Genomic DNA, 20400 nt, shown 5'->3' on the forward strand with positions numbered 1-20400 from the left:
CGCTCCTCGACAACCTTGAGATACCAGGGTACGACGGGGCACCGACAACACCCGAGCGCTTTTCACCCCCGGCGGAAACCGATGGTGGGAACGGCCCGGCGCAGCAGCCCTGGGCGGGCGGCGGTCGGCAGCAGACGGTCGAGGAAGGCGTACCGGCGCAGCGCGCTCGGGGACTGGTCGTCGTACGAGCGGGCGTGCTGCCACCAGGCGCCGATCTCGCACCAGCCGGGAGCGGACAGCGAGCCGCCGAACTCCTGGACCGACAGCGCGGCCGTCAGCCCGGCGAACGCGAGCCGGTCGGCGAGCGGCCAGTCGGCGAGCGTGCCGGTGACGAAGCCCGCGACGAACACATCGCCCGCGCCGGTCGGATCCAGGGCCTCCACGGCGATCGCGGGCACCTCGGCGGTCTCACCGGTGCGGCCGTCCACCGCGTACGCCCCCTCCGAACCCAGGGTGACCACGGCGAGCGGCACCCGGTCGGCGAGCGCGCGGGCGGCGGCCCGCGGGCATTCGGTGCGGGTGTAGCTCATCGCCTCGGCCGCGTTGGGCAGGAACGCCTCGCAGTGCTCCAGATCGGCGAGGTCCGCCGGGTCCCAGCGGCCGGTGTCGTCCCAGCCGACGTCCGCGAAGATCCGGCTGCCGCGCCGCGCGGCCTCGGCGACCCACTCCTCCCGGCGGCCGGGGACCAGGGAGGCGATGGCGGCCCGGGCCGGGGGCGGGCTGCTGGGCGCGGCCTCCTCGGGCGGCGGCGCCTCGTGGCCGTGGCTGACCATCGTGCGCTCGCCCTCGTACGCCATGGAGACGGTCACCGGGGAGTGCCAGCCGGGAATGGTGCGGGAGAGCGCCAGATCGATGCCCTCACCGCGCTCCAGCGCGTCCCGGCAGTAGTCGCCGTAGTGGTCGTCGCCGAAGGCGGCGGCGAGCGAGGTACGCAGCCCCAGCCGGGCCAGCGCGGTGGCCATGTTGGCGACGCCGCCGGGGCTGGACCCCATGCCGCGGGCCCAGGACTCGGTGCCGCGGACAGGCGCGGAGTCCAGGCCGGTGAAGATGATGTCGAGGAAGACGGTGCCGGTGAGATAGACGTCACAGCCCGTGTCGCCGGGGCCCCGGACGGCCGCGAGCGGATCGAGCAGGGGGCGGCTCGCCGAGGGCTGGTCACCGTCGTGTGTCGTCACCGTGTGCTCCCAGGTCGGGCCGTTCTGTTCTGTCGCTGCGGGCGGGGCGGATGCGGCCAGTGTGCCCGATCGCGGCGGAGCGCGACCGGAGAGCGCTAGCGGCGCTTCGGTACGGCGACGCTCATCAGGTCCTTGGCGACGGTCAGCTCCCCGTCGAAGCCCGCCGCCCGCGCTTGGCGCTCGAACTCGGCCGGGTCGCCGTACCGCTGCGAGAAGTGCGTCAGTACCAGGTGGCGTACGCCCGCCCCGGCCGCGATCCGGGCCGCCTGCCCGGCCGTCAGATGGCCGTGCTCGGTGGCGAGGGGCTCGTCCTCGTCCAGGAACGTCGACTCGATCACCAGCAGATCGCAGCCCTCCGCCAGCGCGTGCGCGCCCTCGCACAGCCGGGTGTCCATGATGAAGGCGAACCGCTGGCCGCGCCGGACCTCGCTGACCTCCTCCAGCGTGACCGTGCGCCCGTCCCGCTCGATGGCGCCCTCGCGCTGGAGACGGCCGATCTCGGGCCCGCGCACCCCGTGCGCCGCGAGCCGCTCCGGCAGCATCCGGCGGCCGTCCGGCTCGACGAGGCGGTAGCCGTACGACTCGACCGGGTGCGAGAGCCGGGCCGCCTCCAGGGTGTACGCGGGGGTACGGGCGATCACCCCGCCCGCGCCGCCGACCGGCTGCTCGGCCAGCTGGACCGTCTCGCGGTAGGCCGTGGCGTACCGCAGCCGGTCGAAGAAGCGCTGTCCGCTCGCCGGGTAGTGCGCGGTCACCGGGTGCGGGACCCGGTCGAGGTTGATCCGCTGGATGACGCCGGACAGCCCCAGCGAGTGGTCCCCGTGGAAGTGGGTGATACAGATCCGGTTGATGTCATGGGCGGCGACCCCGGCCCGCAGCATCTGCCGCTGCGTGCCCTCGCCGGGGTCGAACAGCACGCCCTCGCCGTCCCAGCGCAGCAGATAGCCGTTGTGGTTGCGGTGCCGGGTGGGCACCTGGCTGGCGGTGCCGAGGACGACCACTTCACGTGCGGACAACGGGACTACCCGGGGGGCCAGTTGAGGCCTCGGCCGCCGAGGACGTGGGCGTGCGCGTGGAAGACGGTCTGCCCGGCCCCGGAGCCCGTGTTGAACACCACCCGGTAGCCCGTGCCGTCGATCTTCTCGTCGGCGGCGACCGTGGCCGTCTCGCCCAGCACATCGGCGGCGATCCGCGGCTCGGCGGCCGCCAGGGACGCGGCGTCCGGGTAGTGCGCCTTGGGGATCACCAGGACATGCGTCGGCGCCTGGGGGTTGATGTCGCGGAAGGCGACGGTGGTGTCCGTCTCACGGACGACGGTCGCCGGGACCTCCCCCGAGACAATCTTGCAGAACAGGCAGTCGGCCTGCGGTTCTCCCGCCACCGGTGGCTCCTTACGGATCGTCGGCTGGATCATCAGCACTTCTGGATCATCAAGGCTTCCGCACGGGATGCTACCGGGCCTCCCGCAGGGCGGTGCGCTCGAACCAGATGGTGATCAAGGAACGTCCACGGGAGCCTATTTCCCGGGCGCGGTGGTCCCGCGATCCCACGGGTGGGTGGTGGCCTCGTCCCAGGGGTGGGTGCGGGTCGGCGTGGGGCTCACCGTGCTGTCGCGGCCGTCGGTGTCGCTGCCGCCTTCGCACTCGCCGATCACATTGGCCTGGAAGACCTGCTGACGCTCCACCGTGCCGGTCAGATCGCCGCGCACACAGTGGTTCTCGCGCACATAGGTGACCTTGCCTCTGATCCCGATGGCCTTGCCGTCCTCGGTCCTGCCCCGGCAGTCCACCGAGGCGTCCGTGGTGCCCGAATCACCGGCGCTCGATGCCGAGGCCCCGGCCGTGGGGCCGCGCTTCAGATCCGCGTTACAGGTCAGCCAGCGCACCCCGATGCCGCCCCGCTCCAGGGCGGAGGTGCCGACCTTGTCCGTGGTGATCGAGACGGCGACCGCGGTGACCGCGCCGTCCCTCGGCTCACAGCCCGTCACCGCGATGGCCGCGACGACCGTGGCCACGGCGGCCAGCAGCGGCCGCCCGTGCCGTACATGATGGCTTAATACCCCCATAGAGGACAGGTTCCCATCACCCACGGCGAACCGGAAGACCTTCGTCGGCCACCCGGGCGCCCTCGGCGTCAGCTCCAGCGGCCGGTGCGCCCCAACAGCAGTGCCGCGGCGGCCGTTCCGGCCGTGGAGGTGCGCAGCACGCTCGGGCCCAGCCGGTACGGCCCGGCACCCGCCGCGGCGAAGGCCGCCAACTCCTCCGGCGAGACGCCCCCTTCGGGGCCCACGACGAGCACGATATGCCCCTCGTGGGGCAGTTGGGCCGTCGCCAGGGGCTCGCTGCCCTCCTCGTGGAGCACGGCCGCGAGGTCGGCTTCGGCGAGAAGCCGAGCAACCTCCTTGGTCGTCATCGCGTCCGCGACCTCCGGGAAGGTCAGACGGCGGGACTGCTTGCCCGCCTCGCGCGCGGTCGACCGCCACTTGCCGAGCGCCTTCTGCCCGCGCTCGCCCTTCCATTGGGTGATGCAGCGGGCGGCCGCCCACGGGACGATCGCGTCGACGCCCGTCTCGGTCATGGTCTCCACGGCCACCTCGCCGCGGTCGCCCTTGGGCAGCGCCTGCACGACGGTGATCCGCGGGCTCGGCGCCGCCTCCCGGCGTACGCCGTCGACCTCGACCAGCAGCCGGTCCTTGCCCTCGACGGCCGCCACGGTGCCCGATACGCCCGTACCGGCGCCGTCCGTGAGGACGACGGCCTCGCCGACCCGCAGCCGCTTCACCGAGACCGCGTGGCGCCCCTCGGGGCCCTCCAGCGCGATACGGGCCCCTGTGGCCGCTCCCGCGAGGTCGTCGGCCACGAACACCGGGGCGCTCACGACACCACGCCTCGCGGGGCCTGGAGCCCGTAGCCGGACCGCGCCGCGTCCAGTTCGACCACCAGGGTCTCCACCAGCCGCGCGGCGGGCAGTTCGCGCGCCAGCCGGTGCCCCTGCCCGGCCCACAGCGCCATGCCCTGCGGGTCGCCCTCCTTGGCCGCCGCCTTGCGCAGCCCGGAGGTGAGGTGGTGCAGCTGGGGGTAGGCGGCCGGGGCGTACGGGCCGTGGTCGCGGATGAACCGGTTGACCAGCCCGCGTGCCGGGCGGCCGGAGAACGCCCGGGTCAGCTCGGTCCGGCCGAAGAGCGGATCGGTCATGGCCGACTTGTGCAGGGCGTTCGCGCCCGACTCGGGGCAGACCAGGAACGCGGTGCCCAGCTGTCCCGCCGACGCGCCAGCGGCCAGCACCGCGGCGATCTGCGAGCCGCGCATCAGCCCGCCCGCCGCGATGATCGGGATCTGCACGGTCTCGCGCACCAGCGCGACCAGCGACAGCAGCCCGAGCACGGCCCCGGGGGCGTCGTCCGCCGGGTCGTTACGGAAGCCGCCCTGGTGGCCACCGGCCTCCACGCCCTGGACGCAGACGGCATCGGCACCCGCCCACTGGGCGGTCTCCGCCTCGACCGGCGAGGTCACGGTGACGATGGTCCGGGTGCCCACCCGGGCGAACGCGTCCAGCACGGCGCGGGTGGGACAGCCGAAGGTGAACGAGACCACCGGAACGGGGTCGTTCAGCAGGATCGCCAGCTTGGCGTCGTACGCGTCGTCCGAGCTGGCCTCGGGGTCCCCGAGGGCGGCCTGGTAGCGGGACGCCTCACCCGCCAGGCGGTCGGCGTAGACCGCCACGGAGGTCGGGTCGCCGGGCGGCTGCGGCATGAACAGGTTGACGCCGAAGGGGCGGCCGGTCAGCCCGCGCAGCTGCTTGATCTCCTCGTACATCGCCTCCGGCGTCTTGTAACCGGCGGCGAGGAAACCGAGGCCCCCGGCCTCGATGACAGCGGCGGCAAGCTGCGGGCAGGAGGCCCCGCCCGCCATCGGAGCCTGCACGATCGGGTACCGAGCGAGATCGGTCAGCGCGGAGGACATGGCCACATCGTGCCATGTCCCCCGCGACGATCCGTCACCGGATCAGCGTCCGCCGAAGGCGTTCCGGCCGGGCGCCTAGCGTCCGTTGGCCGCATCCCCCGGGGGCCCCCGGCCGGGCGCCTAGCGTCCGTTGGCCGCATCCCCCGGGGGCCAACCCCCGGACCCCCGGCCGGGCGCCTAGCGTCCGTTGAACGCGTCCTTGAGGCGCGAGAACAGCCCCTGCTGGCCCGGCTTGAACTCGCCGGTCGGCCGCTCCTCGCCGCGCAGCTTGGACAGCCGCCGCAGCAGCTCCTCCTGCTCGGGGTCGAGCTTGGTCGGGGTCATCACCTCGACGTGCACGATCAGATCGCCCCGGCCGCCGCCGCGCAGATGCGTGATGCCGCGCTGGTGCAGCGGGACCGACTGGCCGGACTGGGTGCCGGGCCGGATGTCGATCTCCTCCAGGCCGTCCAGCGTCTCCAGTGGCACCTTGGTACCGAGGCACGCCGCCGTCATCGGGATCGTCACCGTGCAGTGCATATCGTCACCGCGCCGCTGGAAGACCGGGTGCGGGACCTCGTGGATCTCCACGTACAGGTCGCCCGCCGGGCCGCCGCCCGGGCCGACCTCGCCCTCGCCCGCGAGCTGGATGCGGGTGCCGTTGTCCACACCGGCCGGGATCTTCACAGTCAGCGTGCGCCGCGAGCGGATCCGCCCGTCGCCCGCGCACTCCGGGCACGGGGTCGGCACCACGGTGCCGAAGCCCTGGCACTGCGGGCACGGCCGCGAGGTCATGACCTGGCCGAGGAAGGACCGCGTCACCTGCGAGACCTCACCGCGGCCGCGGCACATGTCACACGTCTGCGCCGAGGTGCCCGGCGCCGCGCCCTCACCGCTGCAGGTCGTGCACACCACGGCGGTGTCGACCTGGATGTCCTTGGTGGTGCCGAACGCGGCCTCGCTCAGCTCCACGTCGAGGCGGATCATGGCGTCCTGGCCGCGCCGGGTGCGGGACCGCGGGCCGCGCTGCGAGGCGGTGCCGAAGAACGCGTCCATGATGTCGGAGAAGTTGCCGAAGCCCGCGCCGAACCCACCGGCGCCACCGCCCGCGGCCGACCCCGACGGGTCCCCGCCCAGGTCGTAGACCTGCTTCTTCTGCGGGTCCGACAGCACCTCGTAAGCGGCGTTGATCTCCTTGAACCGCTCCTGGGTCTTCGGATCCGGATTGACGTCCGGGTGCAGCTCGCGTGCGAGCCGGCGGAATGCCTTCTTGATCTCGTCCTGCGAGGCATCGCGCTGCACGCCCAGGACTGCGTAGTAGTCCGTCGCCACTTACGACTCCGCCAGGATCTGTCCGACGTAACGTGCCACTGCGCGTACCGCTCCCATCGTTCCGGGGTAGTCCATGCGGGTCGGTCCGACCACGCCGAGTTTGGCGACGGCTTCGTCGCCCGAACCGTAGCCGACCGCGACGACCGAGGTGGAATTCAGCCCCTCGTGAGCATTCTCATGCCCAATACGCACGGTCATACCCGAGTCTTGCTCGCCGAGCAGCTTGAGGAGGACGACCTGCTCCTCAAGTGCCTCCAGCACGGGCCGGATCGTCAGGGGGAAATCATGCACGAAGCGCGTGAGGTTCGCGGTGCCGCCGATCATCAGCCGCTCTTCGGTCTCCTCGACAAGCGTTTCGAGCAATGTCGCCAGCACGGTCGAGACCGTCCCCCGGTCCTCCTGCTCGAAGGACTCCGGAAGATCCTGCACCAATTGCGGCACATCCGCGAACCGCCGCCCCACGACCCGGCTGTTGAGCCGGGCCCGCAGATCCGCCAGCGAGTCGTCGCTGATCGGAGCCGGGCAGTCCACCACGCGCTGCTCGACCCGGCCGGTGTCGGTGATCAGCACCAGCATCACCCGGGCCGTGGCCAGCGGCAGCAGCTCCACGTGCCGCACCGTCGAACGGGTCAGCGACGGATACTGCACCACCGCGACCTGCCGGGTCAGCTGCGCCAGCAGCCGGACGGTGCGCCCCACCACGTCGTCGAGGTCGACGGCGCTGTCCAGGAAGTTCTGGATGGCCCGCCGCTCCGGGGCGGACAGCGGCTTCACTCCGGCCAGCCGGTCCACGAAGAGCCGGTAGCCCTTGTCCGTGGGGATGCGCCCGGCGCTGGTGTGCGGCTGGGCGATGAAGCCCTCGTCCTCCAGCGCGGCCATGTCGTTGCGCACCGTGGCCGGGGAGACCCCCAGCCGGTGGCGCTCGGTGAGCGCCTTGGAGCCGACCGGCTCCTCGGTGCCCACATAGTCCTGGACAATGGCACGCAGCACTTCGAGTCTGCGTTCGCTGAGCACCCCGCGCACCTCCAGTCCAGCCGTGTCATCAGGTCGTCCCTCTGGCACTCAACGGTCACGAGTGCCAGAACCCCTCAGCCAGTGTACGGCGGGGTGCGGTGGGCACGGCAAGAGCCGCCCCCCCGCCGGCGCCCCGGCCACCCGTCACGCTATCGCTGTTGGAGCTAGCGTCTCGGTATGGAGACGTGTTGGGAAGAGGCCGGGTGGGAACAGCTCGGTCCCGATGTCGCCCGCCGCAGGCTGCCCGACTGGGACTGCACGATCGGCGTGATCACCGGCCGGACGGACGTCCTCGTGGTGGACACCGGCTCGACGCTGCGCGAGGGCGCGGCGCTGCGGGCCGAGATCACCCGGCTGACCGGCCGCCGTCCGACCCGGATCGCGCTCACCCATCCGCACTTCGACCATGTCCTGGGCACGGCCGCGTTCGCGGGCTGCGAAGTGTACGGAGCCACCGGCGTGGACGGTCTGCTGCGCCGCGACCGGGAGGCGCTGCGCGAGGACGCCATACGGCACGGTGTGCCCCCGGGGGCCGCCGCCGAGGCCGCCGATCACCTCGTACCGCCGCATCACGTGGTCTCCGGGGAGATCACCCTCGACCTGGGCGGCCGGTCTGTGCTTCTGGCGAACGTGGGCCCCGGGCACACCGCCCATGACCTGGCCGTTCTGGTTCCGGGCGGCGTGCCGGGGCAGCCGGAGGTGGTGTTCTGCGGCGATCTGGTCGAGGAGTCGGGCCCGCCGCAGGCCGGACCCGACGCGATCCCCGCCCACTGGCCCGCCGCCCTCGACCGGCTGCTCGCCCTCGGCGGCGAGGACGCGCGGTACGTCCCCGGCCACGGGTCGGTCGTGGACGCGGCCTTCGTACGGGCCCAACGCGACGAACTGGCCGCACGCTTCGGCGTGTCCCGCCCAGGCGCCTCCCCTTAACGCGCCTCGGCGTGTCCCGTTAACCCGCCGCGCTATCGTCATCCGGATGCGCAGCCGACACTACGACTCGGATCTCACCCCGCCCTGGAAGCGGCAGCAGCCCGCCCCCGAGGTCCCCGCGGACCCGGACCTCGTGGTCGAGGAGGTCACCACGGGGTTCTGCGGTGCCGTGATCCGCTGCGAGAAGACCGCGCAGGGGCCGACGGTCACTCTTGAGGACCGCTTCGGCAAGCACCGCGTCTTCCCCATGGAGCCGCGCGGCTTCCTCCTGGAGGGCCGCGTCGTCACCCTCGTACGCCCGCGCGCGACGGCCCCGAGCGCCCCGCAGCGCACCGCCTCCGGCTCGGTCGCCGTCCCGGGCGCCCGTGCGCGGGTCGCCCGCGCCGGGCGCATCTATGTGGAGGGCCGCCACGACGCGGAGCTGGTGGAGCGGGTCTGGGGCGACGATCTGCGCATCGAGGGCGTGGTCGTGGAGTACCTGGCGGGCGTCGACGACCTGCCCGCCATCGTGCGCGACTTCTCCCCCGGCCCGGACGCCCGGCTCGGTGTCCTGGTGGACCATCTGGTGGCCGGGTCCAAGGAGTCCCGGATCGCCGAGCAGATCACCGACGAGAGCGTGCTGGTCGTCGGGCACCCCTTCATCGACGTGTGGGAGGCCGTGAAGCCGTCCTCGCTGGGCATTGCGGCCTGGCCGACGGTGCCGCGCGGCCAGGACTGGAAGACGGGCGTCTGCCGGGCGCTGGGCTGGCCGGAGAACACGGGCGCGGCGTGGCAGCGGATCCTGTCCGCGGTCCACTCCTACAAGGACCTGCGGCCGGAGCTGCTGGGGCGGGTCGAGGAGCTGATCGATTTCGTGACGGCGCCCGAGGCCGGTTAGTCGACCACGTCCCGCACCACCGCGTCGGCCAGCAGACGGCCCCTGAGCGTGAGCACGGCCCGGCCCTGCCGGTAGGGCTCCGGCTCCAGCAGCCCGTCCTCCAGCGCCCGCGCCGCGGCCGCCGCACCGGCCGGGCGCAGCAGCTCCAGCGGGCATCCCTCGGACAGCCGCAGCTCCAGCAGGATGCGCTCGACCCGGCGCTCCTCGTCGGACAGCAGCTCCCGCCCGGCGCCCGGTGAGCGGCCCTCGCTGAGCGCCTGGGCGTACGCGCCGGGGTGCTTGACGTTCCACCAGCGCACGCCGCCGACGTGGCTGTGGGCGCCGGGGCCCGCGCCCCACCAGTCGGCGCCGCGCCAGTACAGCTCGTTGTGGCGGCAGCGGCCCTGGGGCGAGGTGGCCCAGTTGGAGACCTCGTACCAGTCGAATCCGGCCGCCGACAGCATCTCCTCGGCGATCAGATACCGGTCCGCGTGGGCGTCGTCGTCGGTCATCGGCACCTCGCCGCGCCGGATGCGCCGCGCCAGCTGGGTGCCCTCCTCGACGATCAGCGCGTACGCCGATACGTGGTCCGGGCCCGCGCCGAGCGCCGCCTCCAGGGTGGCCCGCCAGTCGTCGTCGCTCTCGCCGGGGGTGCCGTAGATCAGGTCCAGGTTCACATGGTCGAACCCGGCCGCCCGCGCCTCCGCGACGCAGGCCTCGGGGCGCCCGGGGGTGTGGGTGCGGTCCAGCACCTTCAGGACGTGCTGCCGGGCGCTCTGCATCCCGAACGACACCCGGTTGAACCCGGCCTCCCGCAGCGCCTCCAGATACCGCGGATCGACCGACTCCGGATTGGCCTCGGTGGTGATCTCGGCTCCGTCCGCGAGCCCGAACTCGTCGCGGATGGCGCCGAGCATCCGCCCGAGGTCCGCCGCCGCGAGCAGAGTGGGCGTGCCGCCGCCGACGAATACGGTCTCGACCGGGCGCGGGTCGTCCCCCAGCACCTTCCGCGCGAGCCGCACCTCCTCCGCGACCTGCTCGGCGTAGTTGTCCCGGGAGGCGAGCACGCCGCCGGAACCGCGCAGCTCGGCGGCGGTGTACGTGTTGAAGTCGCAGTACCCGCAGCGGGTGGCGCAGTAGGGCACGTGGAGATAGAACCCCAGCGGCCGCCCCGCCGCCGCGGCCAGCGCGCCGGGGGGCAGCGCGCCGTCCTGGGGCATGGGGTCGCCGTCGGGCAGTACGGAAGGCATACGCCCCATTGTCCGCCATGGCGCGGGCGCGCCCCGCCCACGGCCGCTCCGCTCCCCCGCCGGGCTCCTACAGCGCTCTGCTGACGGCTACAGCGCTCTGAGGACCAGCATCGCCAGGTCGTCGTCCGGCGGCTCCACCGCGAACTCGTCCACCGCCCGCCGCACCCGCTCCGCGACCTCCCGCGCGCTCATCCCGGCGCAGCCCGCGAGCACCGCCGCGAGGCCGTCCTCGTCGTCGAACTGGCGGCTGCCGGAGCGGTGCTCCGTCACCCCGTCGGTCACGCACAGCAGGGTCTCGCCGGGCGCCAGATCGAACGTTTCACTCTCGTACGCGGCGTCCTCGACCACGCCGAGGAGTATCTGCGGCACGGCGACCGTTCGTACCGTTCCATCGGGCTGGAGGACCAGCGGCAGCGGATGGCCCGCGCTCGCCAGCGTGCACCGCACGCCGCCGCCCTCGTCGCCCGGTCCCAGCGGCACCAGCTCCCCGTAGAGGAGCGAGAGGAACCGCGCCGGGCCGCCGCCCGGGGGCAGGCCCGCGCCGCCCGGGTCGGCGCCGCCCGCGGCCTCGACGGCCTCGCCGACGGCCTCCTCGCCCAGCAGTTGGTTGAGGCGGTCGAGGACCTCGCCCACCTCGTAGCCCTCGCGGCCCAGCAGCCGCAGCCAGGGCCGGACCAGTCCGGTCACCACGGCCGCTTCAGGACCGTTTCCGCAGACGTCGCCGAGGACGAAGCACCAGCGCCCGTCACCGGCCGGGAAGACGTCGTAGAAGTCGCCTCCGGCCGAGATGTCGCCGGTCGGCTCGTACACGACGGCCGACTCGACGCCGGGGATGCGGGCGATCCCGGAGGGCAGCAGCCCGCGCTGGAGCACCCGGCTGATGGTGGCCTGGCGGGTGTAGCGCCGGGCGGAGGCGAGGGAGAGCGCGACGCGACGCGCGAAGTCCTCGATCAGGCCGACGACTTCGTCGGGCATGCGCACCAGCCCGGCCCGGCCGATCAGCAGCGTGCCCAGCGCGCGCCCGCCCGCGATCAGCCGGCAGGCCAGGGCCGCGCCGCCGGGCCCGTACGCCGCGGGGTCGGCGGGCCAGGGCCAGTCCAGGGCGCCGCCGCGCGCGGTGGCGGGCAGCTGGGGCGGTTCCTTCTCCAGCACCTGCCGCAGCCCCTCCATGCGGCTCTCGCTGGCGTGCCAGACCCGGGCCAGCCGCGGCGGTCCGCTGCCGGAGTCGAGCCAGACCGCGCACCAGTCGGCGAGCCGCGGCACCAGCAGCTGTCCGGCCAGCGAGGTGACCAGCTCCTCGTCGAACTGCCCGGCGAGCAGGTCGGACGCCTCGGCGAGGAAGGACAGCGCGCCGTGCCGGGTCCATTCCGGATCGGCGCGGCGGGCGGGCACCCGGCGCGGCACGGGGGCGACGATCCCGGTGCCGCGCGAGGCCCACGAGGGCGCGAGGTCCCCGGCCGCGGGCTCCTCGGGCACCGCCGGTTCGGCGGCGGGCGTGACCGACACCTGGAACCACACGGTCTTGCTGGCGCGGCGGTACGTCGTCCCCCACGCCTCGGCGATCTCGGCGACGAGCCGCAGCCCGTGGCCGCCCGCGCACTCCGCGCCGTCCACGCCGTCCGGCGGGTCGCCGCGCAGCACCCGGGTGGGGTGGTGGTCGGTCACCTCGACGACGAGGGAGGGCGGATCGCCCTCGTGGCTGGACACATCGAGCGCGCAGCACACCTCGACGGCCGTGCCCGCGTGCACCACGGCGTTGGTGACCAGCTCGCTCACCAGCAGGACGGCCTCGTCCGCGGTCCGTTCGGTGATCCGGTCGGCGGCCGGTACGTCGAGCGCGACCCACTCGGCGAGCGCGGCGCGCACGAACCGGCGTGCGGCGGACGCCGCGAGCGGGCTGCCGGGCAGGCTCGCGCGGGCCGAGGCGCTGGTTCGTACAGGACCGATTCCCCCGACCGGCAGAGCCACCCCGCCTGCGGATGCAGACGGGGTGGAAGATGACGTCCCCACTGTGCGGCTCCTGAGAAGCTCCGTCATATGCGCCGTAACCCGGCACGGACAGAGTGACAGACGGACCGCAGTTATATGCACCGAGTCACGCAAGTTAACTGTGTTGAGGGGAAAAATCGTGCGTAGGACGAGCCTGTTCCGGTAATGGCCCTTCCGGTGAAGGCCCTGCCGTCAGGCCTCGCGGGTACCGGCGTACATGTCCTCGATCAGGGCCTTGTACTCACGCTCCACCACGGGTCGCTTCATCTTCAGACTCGGCGTCAGCTCGCCGTGCTCCACGTCCAGATCACGCGGCAGCAGCCGGAACTTCTTGATCGTCTGCCAGCGTTGCAGCCCCTCGTTGAGCCGCTGCACATAGCCGTCGATCAACTCCCGCACCGCCTCGGTGTCCACGACCTCGGCGTAGGACTTCCCCGCCAGGCCGTGCTCCCGCGCCCAGCCCATGAGGGTCGGTTCATCGAGGGCGATCAGCGCGGTGCAGTAGTTGCGGTCCGCGCCGTGCACCAGGATGTTGGAGACGAACGGGCACACCGCCTTGAACTGGCCCTCGACCTCCGCCGGGGCGACGTACTTCCCGCCCGAGGTCTTGATCAGGTCCTTCTTGCGGTCGGTGATCCGCAGATAGCCATCGGGCGACATCTCCCCGATGTCGCCGGTGTGGAACCAGCCGTCGGACTCCAGCACCTTCTCGGTCAGGTCGGGCAGCCCGTGGTAGCCCTGCATGATGCCGGGGCCGCGCAGCAGCACCTCGCCGTCGTCGGCGATCCGCACCTCCGTGCCGGGGAACGCCTTGCCGACCGTACCGGTGCGGTAGTCCGGCGGGTTGAGGAAGCTGGCGGCGCTGGACTCGGTGAGCCCGTACCCCTCCAGGATGTTGATCCCGGCGCCCGCGAAGAAGTAGCCGATCTCGGGGGCCAGCGCGGCCGAACCGGACACGGCGGCGCGCAGCCGCCCGCCGAACGCCTCGCGCAGCTTGGTGTAGACGAGCTTGTCGGCGGCGGCGTGCTGGGCCTTGAGGGCGAAGGGAACGGACGCGGTGCCGGTGCGGCGGAAGTTGTCCTGGGAGGTCTTCGCGTAGTCGCGGGCGATCCCGGCCGCCCACTGGAAGATCTTGTACTTGGCGCCGCCGCCCTCGCGGGCCTTCTGCGCGACCCCGTTGTAGACCTTCTCGAAGATCCGTGGCACGCCGCACATATAGGTGGGCCGGACGACCGGCAGATTCTCGATGATCTTGTCGACCCGGCCGTCCACGGCCGTCGTGTGTCCGACGTAGATCTGCCCCGCCGTCAGCACCTTGCCGAAGACATGCGCGAGGGGCAGCCACAGGTACTGCATGTCGTCCGGGTAGAGCAGCCCCTCCTGGGTGCCGATGGCGATGGCCATGTAGGACCAGGAGTCATGCGCCAGCCGTACGCCCTTGGGGCGGCCAGTGGTACCGGAGGTGTAGATGAGCGTCGCCAGCTGATCGGCGCGCAGCGCGTCCGTCCGCTCCCGTACGGCGTCGGGGTGCTGGGCCAGATGCGCCGCGCCGCGCTTCTCCAGCTCGGCGAGGGAGAGCACCCAGCCCTCCGGGTCGCCCCCCGAGGGGGTCGCGTCCTCGGCCTCGATCACCACCACATGGGCGAGGTCGGGCAGTTCGTCGCGCTTCTCACGGACCTTGGCGAGCTGGGCGCCGTCCTCGGCGATCAGGACCCGGCTGCCGGAGTCGGCGAGGATGAAGGCGGTCTCCTCGGCGTTGGTGCTCGGGTAGACCGTGGTGGTCGCCGCGCCCGCGCACAGCACACCGAGGTCGCCGAGGATCCATTCGACGCGCGTCGAGGAGGCGAGCGCCACCCGCTCCTCGGGGCTGACGCCGAGGGTGATCAGCCCGGCGGCGATGGCGAAGACCCGGTCCGCGCTTTCGCGCCAGGTCAGCGGGCGCCACTCGTCCGGGCCCCGGCCGGAGGCGGGCGGCACCGGATAGCGGTACGCCTCCTTGTCCGGTGTCGCCTCGACGCGCTGGAGGAAATGCGTCGCCAGGGACGGCGGCCGGTTCTCGAGCAGATTCTGGGTGTCGGTCACGGCATCCTCCGGGGCCCGCCTCAGTGCTTGGTGACTCGCGAGTAACCTTCGCGTGGCGATCAGCGTAAGGGCCGGAACCGTACTGCGTAAGGGGTTCCGGGCCTCGTAATTCGAATGAGGAAGACTTCCCCGTCCATCGAGCGTCACACGACAACGGGCCCGGCGCCTCCTTAAGCGCCGGGCCCGTTTCGACTACGACTACTTCTTCCCCTTGCTGTCGCCGCCGCCCGCGTCGTCGGAGGACAGCACCGCGATGAAGGCCTCCTGCGGCACCTCCACGCTGCCGACCATCTTCATCCGCTTCTTGCCTTCCTTCTGCTTCTCCAGCAGCTTCCGCTTACGGGAGATGTCACCGCCGTAGCACTTGGCGAGGACGTCCTTGCGGATGGCGCGGACGGTCTCGCGGGCGATGACCCGGGAGCCGATGGCGGCCTGGATCGGCACCTCGAAGCTCTGCCGCGGGATCAGCTCGCGCAGCTTGGCGACCAGCCGGACGCCGTACGCGTACGCCTTGTCCTTGTGGGTGATCGCGGAGAAGGCGTCGACCTTGTCGCCGTGCAGCAGGATGTCGACCTTGACCAGGTCGGAGGCCTGCTCACCGGTGGGCTCGTAGTCGAGCGAGGCGTAACCGCGGGTCTTGGACTTCAGCTGGTCGAAGAAGTCGAAGACGACCTCGGCGAGCGGGAGCGTGTAGCGGATCTCGACCCGGTCCTCGGAGAGGTAGTCCATGCCGAGGAGCACGCCGCGGCGGTTCTGGCACAGCTCCATGATCGCGCCGATGAACTCGCTCGGGGCGAGGATCGTGCCCCGGACGACCGGCTCGTGCACCTTGTCGATCTTGCCTGCGGGGAACTCGCTGGGGTTGGTCACCGTGTGCTCGGCGCCGTCCTCCATGTCCACCCGGTAGACCACGTTGGGCGCGGTGGCGATCAGGTCGAGGTTGAACTCGCGCTCCAGGCGCTCGCGGATGACCTCCAGGTGCAGCAGCCCGAGGAAGCCGACCCGGAAGCCGAAGCCGAGGGCGGCGGAGGTCTCCGGCTCGTAGACCAGCGCGGCGTCGTTGAGCTGGAGCTTGTCCAGGGCCTCGCGCAGCACCGGATAGTCCGAGCCGTCCAGCGGGTACAGGCCCGAGAACACCATCGGCTTGGGGTCCTTGTAGCCGCCCAGCGGCTCCTCGGCGCCCTTGGTGAACTGGGTGATCGTGTCGCCGACCTTGGACTGGCGGACGTCCTTCACACCGGTGATCAGATAGCCCACCTCACCGACGGACAGGCCGTCGGAGGCGGTCATCTCGGGTGAGTTGGTGCCGATCTCCAGCAGCTCGTGGGCGGCGCCGGTGGACATCATCCTGATGCGCTCACGCTTGCTGAGCTTGCCGTCCACGACCTTCACGTACGTCACGACACCGCGGTACGCGTCATAGACAGAGTCGAAGATCATCGCGCGGGCGGGCGCGTCCTTGACCCCCACGGGCGGCGGGACCAGCCGCACCACCGTGTCCAGCAGCTCGTCCACGCCCTCGCCGGTCTTGGCGGAGACCTTGAGCACGTCGGAGGGGTCGCAGCCGATGAGGTGCGCCAGCTCGGCGGCGAACTTCTCGGGCTGGGCGGCCGGGAGGTCGATCTTGTTGAGGACCGGGATGATCGTGAGCTCGTGCTCCATTGCCAGATAGAGGTTGGCGAGGGTCTGGGCCTCGATGCCCTGGGCCGCGTCGACCAGCAGGACGCAGCCCTCACAGGCCGCCAGCGAACGCGAGACCTCGTAGGTGAAGTCCACGTGGCCAGGGGTGTCGATCATGTTGAGCACATGGGTGACCGGCTGCGGCTTGCTCTGCTCCTCGGTCAGCGCCCAGGGCAGCCGGACCGCCTGGGACTTGATCGTGATGCCGCGCTCGCGCTCGATGTCCATCCGGTCGAGGTACTGCGCGCGCATCTGTCGCTGCTCGACCACACCGGTCAGCTGAAGCATGCGGTCGGCAAGCGTCGACTTGCCGTGGTCGATATGCGCGATGATGCAGAAGTTACGGATCAGAGCCGGGTCGGTACGGCTCGGCTCCGGCACATTGGTAGGGGTCGCGGGCACGCAGCGTCCTGTGTCTAGGCGGGACTCGGTCTTCTCGGTTTCCCCATGGTCCCATGAACGGCGACCGCTTCCGGGTTTGGGAGGCCAGCAGCGCTGCTGGTAATCTGGCCGACTGTGTCTTACGCGACCCTCTCGCGCGGGACGCGAACGCACGACAGACAGCGAAACCATCGAACCTGCGAAGGCTCTTTCACGTGGCGAACATCAAGTCCCAGATCAAGCGGAACAAGACGAACGAGAAGGCGCGACTGCGCAACAAGGCCGTCAAGTCCGAGCTGAAGACCGCCATCCGCCGGACCCGCGAGGCCGTGGCCGCCGGTGACGCCGAGAAGGCCACCGCCGCCGCCCGCGCCGCCGCGCGCAAGCTGGACAAGGCCGTCAGCAAGGGCGTGCTCCACAAGAACAACGCCGCCAACAAGAAGTCGGCCATCGCGCAGCAGATCGCCGGCCTCAAGGGCTGACTCTTCCGGGCCACCCGCACGGGTGACCCACCGGGGCGACTCCTCGCCCCCACCCCACCGTGGGGAACATCCGAGCCCTCTACCTCGGATCACGGACAGCCTTCGTAGTACGCCACGCTACGTTCAATGCCCCCGGGCCCACTCCGGGGGCATTGCTGTGTCCGGCAGTGCTGTATCCGGCTGCGCTATGCCCGATGCCCCCTGCACAGCGGGGGGATTTTGGTGTTTCTACGGGTATGTTCACGTCATGTCGATACCGGGGGAGACACCCAATCCGTACGGGCCGCCGCCGCAGCCACCTCAGCCGCCGCTCCCGCCCCAGCAGACCCCTCAGCCGCAGGCCTCGCCGCCGCAGCCGCATGCTCCGGCGTACGCGCAGCCGACCATGCCCGGGATTCCCGGGCCGCCTCCGGGGCCCGTGGGCGGCGGATACGGGGCGTACGGAGCGCCCTCCCCGATGCCGCCCGGGCCCGGTGTCGGAGGCGGGGGCGGGGGCGGCGCCGGTGGCGGAAAGGGCTGGCTGTGGGCGCTCGGCGGGGCCGTCGTCGCCTCGGCGGTCTGGGCGGGCGTGCTGTTCGCGACCGGAGGGTTCGACGGTGAGCCGGACGCCGACCTCGCGGGCTACAGCTACACCAGCAATCTGTGCGCCTCGACGGACCTCGAGGCCATCGAGGACGCCGGATACGAGCAGAAGGACTCCACCAGCTCGTCGAATCCCCGGCACAGCTCCTCCCGGGCCCCGGCCCTGGACTCGATGAGCTGCAGCATCGACTTCGAGCCGACCGACGCGTCCACCAGCGACTACTCCTCGGAATGGCTGTCCACGACGGCCGGTCTGCACCGGAAGACCGACCCGGAGCCGGAGTTCGAGGCCCAGTACCGGCAGTACGAGGACCAGCGGACCTCCAGCTACACCTACAAGGTGAGCGAGGTGGACGGCCTCGGCGACGAGGCGTACGTCGTCACCCAGCAGAGCACCGGCAGCAGCGACACCGGGGCGTATGTGATCCTCGGCGTGCGGGAGGGCTGGATGACCTATCAGTCGACGTGGTCGGAGTACGTATCCAGCTCGTCGAGCGCCGACCCCATGACGACGGAGGAGGCCACCGAGATGCTCGAAAAGAGCGCCCGGGCGACCCTGGCGAAGCTGAAGGAGTAGCGCCTGCCGGGGCTGCCGGGGCTACGAACGGCCTGCGCGGGCGGCACGGGCGATGGCGACGACGGCCTTCTCCAGGGCGTATTCCGGATCGTCCCCGCCGCCCTTGACGCCCGCGTCGGCCTCGGCGACCGCGCGCAGCGCGACCGACACCCCGTCCGCCGACCAGCCGCGCATCTGCTGCCGCACCCGGTCGATCTTCCAGGGCGGCATGCCCAGCTCACGGGCGAGATCACCGGGTCGGGCACCGCGCGGGGCGGAGGCCAGCTTGCCGATGGCGCGGACGCCCTGGGCCAGGGCGCTGGTGATCAGCACCGGGGCGACGCCCGTGGCCATGGCCCAGCGCAGCGCCTCCAGCGCCTCGGCCGCCCGACCCTCGACGGCACGGTCGGCGACGGTGAAGCTGGACGCCTCGGCCCGGCCCGTGTAGTAGCGGCCGACGATGGCCTCGTCGATCGTGCCCTCGACATCGGCCGAGAGCTGGGACACCGCGCTGGCCAGCTCGCGCAGATCGCTCCCGATGGCGTCCACCAGCGCCTGGCAGGCCTCCGGTGTCGCGGACCGGCCGCCGGTACGGAACTCCGACCGGACGAACGCCAGCCGGTCGGCGGGCTTGGTCATCTTCGGGCACGCCACCTCGCGCGCCCCGGCCTTGCGGGCGGCGTCGAGCAGCCCCTTGCCCTTGGCACCACCGGCGTGCAGCAGCACCAGGGTGATCTCCTCGGCGGGGGCGCCGAGATAGCCCTTCACATCCTTGATCGTGTCGGCCGACAGGTCCTGTGCGTTGCGCACCACCACGACCTTGCGCTCCGCGAAGAGCGACGGGCTGGTCAGCTCGGCGAGGGTGCCGGGCTGCAGGGCGTCGGGCGTGAGGTCGCGCACATCGGTGTCGGGGTCGGCGGCGCGGGCTGCCGCCACCACCTGCTGCACGGCGCGGTCGAGCAGCAGATCCTCCTGGCCCACGGCAAGGGTCAGCGGGGCGAGGGGGTCGTCGGATGTCGTCTTCCTGGCCATCGCGGACAGCATCCCACGGACCGCCGACAGCCCGGACTTCCGTGCCGTTCGTATGCCCGACAATGTTCCGGTGATGGATGGAGGACTGAACGGCGTGCGCCATGTGCTGGTACTGCCCGAACGCGACGCGGCCGAGGAGGTGGCCGAGGCGCTGCCCGAACGCTTCGGCATCGCGGAGGAACCCCAGCTGGTGCGCGACGCCCTGGCTGGTGAGGACGACGCCGAGGACGCCCAGTGGCTGGTGGTCGTCGAGGACCCCGCCGCGCGGCTGGACCCGGCCGCGCTGGACGCCTTCGCCGAGGAGTACGAAGGCTGGCTGGAGACCGACTGACCGCCGTTCCCTGGCGCAGCCGCCGTCCTGAAGCAGCCGCCGTCCGCTGCCCGCCCGTTCGCTACCCGGTGACCAGCGCCAGCGCGAAGCCGTCGTACCCCTTCTCGCCGACTGTCTGCACCGCCGTCGCCGTCAGCCGGGGCTCCCGCGCGATCAGCTCCGTGAAGCGCCGTACCCCCTGGACGCGGGGGTCCGTGCTGGCGGGGTCCGCCACCTCCCCGTCCCGCACCACGTTGTCCCCGACGATGAGGCTGCCGGGCCGGGTGAGCCGCAGCGCCCAGGCGAGGTAGTCGGGGTTGCCGGGCTTGTCGGCGTCGATGAAGACCACGTCGAAGGGGCCGTGCCCCTCCTCGGCCAGCCGGGGCAGCGACTCCAGCGCCTGGCCGGTGCGGATCTCAACGACCTCGCCCAGCCCCGCCCGCTCCACATTGGCCCGCGCCACCTCGGCGCACCGGGGGTCGGCCTCCAGGGACACCAGCCGCCCGCCCTCGGGCAGCGCCCTGGCCAGCCAGATGGTGCTGTACCCGCCCAGGGTGCCGATCTCCAGGATCGTGCGCGCCCCCTGGATCCGGGCCAGCAGATGCAGCAGCTTTCCCTGGTTGGGCGCCACCTGGTGCGGCGGCAGCCCGGCGGCCGCGCTGTGCTCCAGGGCGGCGTCCAGGGCCGGATCCGACGGTGCCAGAAGGCCGTTGAAGTAGTCATCGACCTTGGTCCACTGTGCGAGCGACATGAACGAGCTTCCTTTCGGAACCGGTTGAGTCCGCCCCTGGAACCTACTGGCACCCGGCGC

At 72.0% G+C, this 20400-nt stretch carries 19 protein-coding genes; 5 read left to right on the forward strand and 14 right to left on the reverse strand.

Features of this window, described 5'->3' with window-relative positions:
* Positions 1-62 precede the first annotated feature (62 nt).
* The 8 genes from ACWC5C_RS04565 to hrcA form a co-directional block, all read right to left on the reverse strand.
* Positions 63-1175 carry a PfkB family carbohydrate kinase gene (locus tag ACWC5C_RS04565; protein ID WP_450873638.1) on the reverse strand — a complete coding sequence of 371 codons (1113 nt, stop codon included), beginning with the start codon at positions 1173-1175 and terminating at the stop codon, positions 63-65.
* Between the two features lie 95 nt (positions 1176-1270).
* Positions 1271-2191 (reverse strand): ribonuclease Z, encoded by a 921-nt coding sequence (locus ACWC5C_RS04570; protein WP_450873639.1) that lies wholly within the window; start codon positions 2189-2191, stop codon positions 1271-1273.
* Between the two features lie 5 nt (positions 2192-2196).
* Positions 2197-2556 (reverse strand): histidine triad nucleotide-binding protein, encoded by a 360-nt coding sequence (locus tag ACWC5C_RS04575; protein ID WP_450873996.1) that lies wholly within the window; start codon positions 2554-2556, stop codon positions 2197-2199.
* A 135-nt stretch (positions 2557-2691) separates the two neighbouring features.
* Complete coding sequence (locus ACWC5C_RS04580) at positions 2692-3240, reverse strand: hypothetical protein (protein WP_450873641.1); 549 nt, start codon at positions 3238-3240, stop codon at positions 2692-2694.
* A 68-nt stretch (positions 3241-3308) separates the two neighbouring features.
* Positions 3309-4052, reverse strand: coding sequence for a 16S rRNA (uracil(1498)-N(3))-methyltransferase (locus ACWC5C_RS04585; protein ID WP_450873642.1), 744 nt, complete (start codon positions 4050-4052; stop codon positions 3309-3311).
* On the reverse strand, positions 4049-5137 hold the full coding sequence (locus ACWC5C_RS04590; RefSeq protein ID WP_450873644.1) for a nitronate monooxygenase: 1089 nt from the start codon (positions 5135-5137) through the stop codon (positions 4049-4051). Before ACWC5C_RS04590 ends, ACWC5C_RS04585 begins: the two co-directional genes overlap by 4 nt.
* A gap of 177 nt (positions 5138-5314) precedes the next feature.
* On the reverse strand, positions 5315-6448 hold the full coding sequence (dnaJ, locus tag ACWC5C_RS04595) for a molecular chaperone DnaJ (protein WP_450873646.1): 1134 nt from the start codon (positions 6446-6448) through the stop codon (positions 5315-5317).
* Complete coding sequence (gene hrcA / locus ACWC5C_RS04600) at positions 6449-7462, reverse strand: heat-inducible transcriptional repressor HrcA (RefSeq protein WP_450873648.1); 1014 nt, start codon at positions 7460-7462, stop codon at positions 6449-6451.
* A 177-nt stretch (positions 7463-7639) separates the two neighbouring features.
* Between hrcA and ACWC5C_RS04605 the strand changes: the two genes are divergently transcribed.
* Together ACWC5C_RS04605 and ACWC5C_RS04610 are read left to right on the forward strand one after the other, a co-directional pair.
* Complete coding sequence (locus tag ACWC5C_RS04605) at positions 7640-8389, forward strand: MBL fold metallo-hydrolase (RefSeq protein WP_450873650.1); 750 nt, start codon at positions 7640-7642, stop codon at positions 8387-8389.
* Between the two features lie 46 nt (positions 8390-8435).
* Entirely contained in the window at positions 8436-9266 is an 831-nt protein-coding gene (locus tag ACWC5C_RS04610; RefSeq protein ID WP_450873652.1) for a DUF3097 domain-containing protein, read from the forward strand.
* On the opposite strand, the gene hemW is transcribed toward ACWC5C_RS04610, so the two are convergent.
* The 4 genes from hemW to lepA form a co-directional block, all read right to left on the reverse strand.
* Positions 9263-10495 carry a radical SAM family heme chaperone HemW gene (hemW, locus tag ACWC5C_RS04615; protein WP_450873653.1) on the reverse strand — a complete coding sequence of 411 codons (1233 nt, stop codon included), beginning with the start codon at positions 10493-10495 and terminating at the stop codon, positions 9263-9265. The genes ACWC5C_RS04610 and hemW overlap by 4 nt on opposite strands.
* 87 nt (positions 10496-10582) lie before the next feature.
* Complete coding sequence (locus ACWC5C_RS04620) at positions 10583-12532, reverse strand: SpoIIE family protein phosphatase (protein ID WP_450873655.1); 1950 nt, start codon at positions 12530-12532, stop codon at positions 10583-10585.
* Positions 12533-12676: 144 nt separating this feature from the next.
* Positions 12677-14566, reverse strand: coding sequence for an AMP-dependent synthetase/ligase (locus ACWC5C_RS04625; protein WP_450873657.1), 1890 nt, complete (start codon positions 14564-14566; stop codon positions 12677-12679).
* A gap of 198 nt (positions 14567-14764) precedes the next feature.
* Positions 14765-16648, reverse strand: a complete 1884-nt coding sequence (gene lepA / locus ACWC5C_RS04630; RefSeq protein WP_450873659.1) for a translation elongation factor 4 — start codon at positions 16646-16648, stop codon at positions 14765-14767.
* A 194-nt stretch (positions 16649-16842) separates the two neighbouring features.
* On the opposite strand from lepA, the gene rpsT reads away from it, so the two are divergent.
* Both rpsT and ACWC5C_RS04640 read left to right on the forward strand, forming a co-directional pair.
* On the forward strand, positions 16843-17109 hold the full coding sequence (gene rpsT / locus ACWC5C_RS04635) for a 30S ribosomal protein S20 (RefSeq protein WP_385436075.1): 267 nt from the start codon (positions 16843-16845) through the stop codon (positions 17107-17109).
* Between the two features lie 247 nt (positions 17110-17356).
* Positions 17357-18268 carry a hypothetical protein gene (locus tag ACWC5C_RS04640; RefSeq protein WP_450873661.1) on the forward strand — a complete coding sequence of 304 codons (912 nt, stop codon included), beginning with the start codon at positions 17357-17359 and terminating at the stop codon, positions 18266-18268.
* 21 nt (positions 18269-18289) lie between these two features.
* Here the strand turns inward: ACWC5C_RS04640 and holA are convergent, their stop codons facing one another.
* A complete protein-coding gene (gene holA / locus ACWC5C_RS04645) occupies positions 18290-19279 on the reverse strand; it encodes a DNA polymerase III subunit delta (protein WP_450873663.1) in 990 nt (329 codons plus the stop codon).
* An 85-nt stretch (positions 19280-19364) separates the two neighbouring features.
* Here holA and ACWC5C_RS04650 point away from each other — a divergent pair, with 85 nt between their 5' ends.
* Entirely contained in the window at positions 19365-19610 is a 246-nt protein-coding gene (locus tag ACWC5C_RS04650; protein WP_385436129.1) for a hypothetical protein, read from the forward strand.
* 61 nt (positions 19611-19671) lie between these two features.
* Here ACWC5C_RS04650 and ACWC5C_RS04655 read toward each other — a convergent pair whose 3' ends face one another.
* A complete protein-coding gene (locus tag ACWC5C_RS04655) occupies positions 19672-20340 on the reverse strand; it encodes an O-methyltransferase (RefSeq protein ID WP_450873998.1) in 669 nt (222 codons plus the stop codon).
* Between the last annotated feature and the right edge of the window lie 60 nt (positions 20341-20400).

The organism is Streptomyces sp. NPDC001700 (genome assembly GCF_053596435.1).

What these genes read in the sequence shown, in the direction of transcription:
- ACWC5C_RS04580 (WP_450873641.1), bottom strand. Translation starts at nt 3,240, where the DNA reads ATGGGGGTATTAAGCCATCATGTACGGCACGGGCGGCCGCTGCTGGCC.
- ACWC5C_RS04590 (WP_450873644.1), bottom strand. Translation starts at nt 5,137, where the DNA reads ATGTCCTCCGCGCTGACCGATCTCGCTCGGTACCCGATCGTGCAGGCT.
- ACWC5C_RS04605 (WP_450873650.1), top strand. Translation starts at nt 7,640, where the DNA reads ATGGAGACGTGTTGGGAAGAGGCCGGGTGGGAACAGCTCGGTCCCGAT.
- ACWC5C_RS04610 (WP_450873652.1), top strand. Translation starts at nt 8,436, where the DNA reads ATGCGCAGCCGACACTACGACTCGGATCTCACCCCGCCCTGGAAGCGG.
- hemW (WP_450873653.1), bottom strand. Translation starts at nt 10,495, where the DNA reads ATGCCTTCCGTACTGCCCGACGGCGACCCCATGCCCCAGGACGGCGCG.
- ACWC5C_RS04620 (WP_450873655.1), bottom strand. Translation starts at nt 12,532, where the DNA reads ATGACGGAGCTTCTCAGGAGCCGCACAGTGGGGACGTCATCTTCCACC.
- ACWC5C_RS04640 (WP_450873661.1), top strand. Translation starts at nt 17,357, where the DNA reads ATGTCGATACCGGGGGAGACACCCAATCCGTACGGGCCGCCGCCGCAG.
- holA (WP_450873663.1), bottom strand. Translation starts at nt 19,279, where the DNA reads ATGGCCAGGAAGACGACATCCGACGACCCCCTCGCCCCGCTGACCCTT.
- ACWC5C_RS04655 (WP_450873998.1), bottom strand. Translation starts at nt 20,340, where the DNA reads ATGTCGCTCGCACAGTGGACCAAGGTCGATGACTACTTCAACGGCCTT.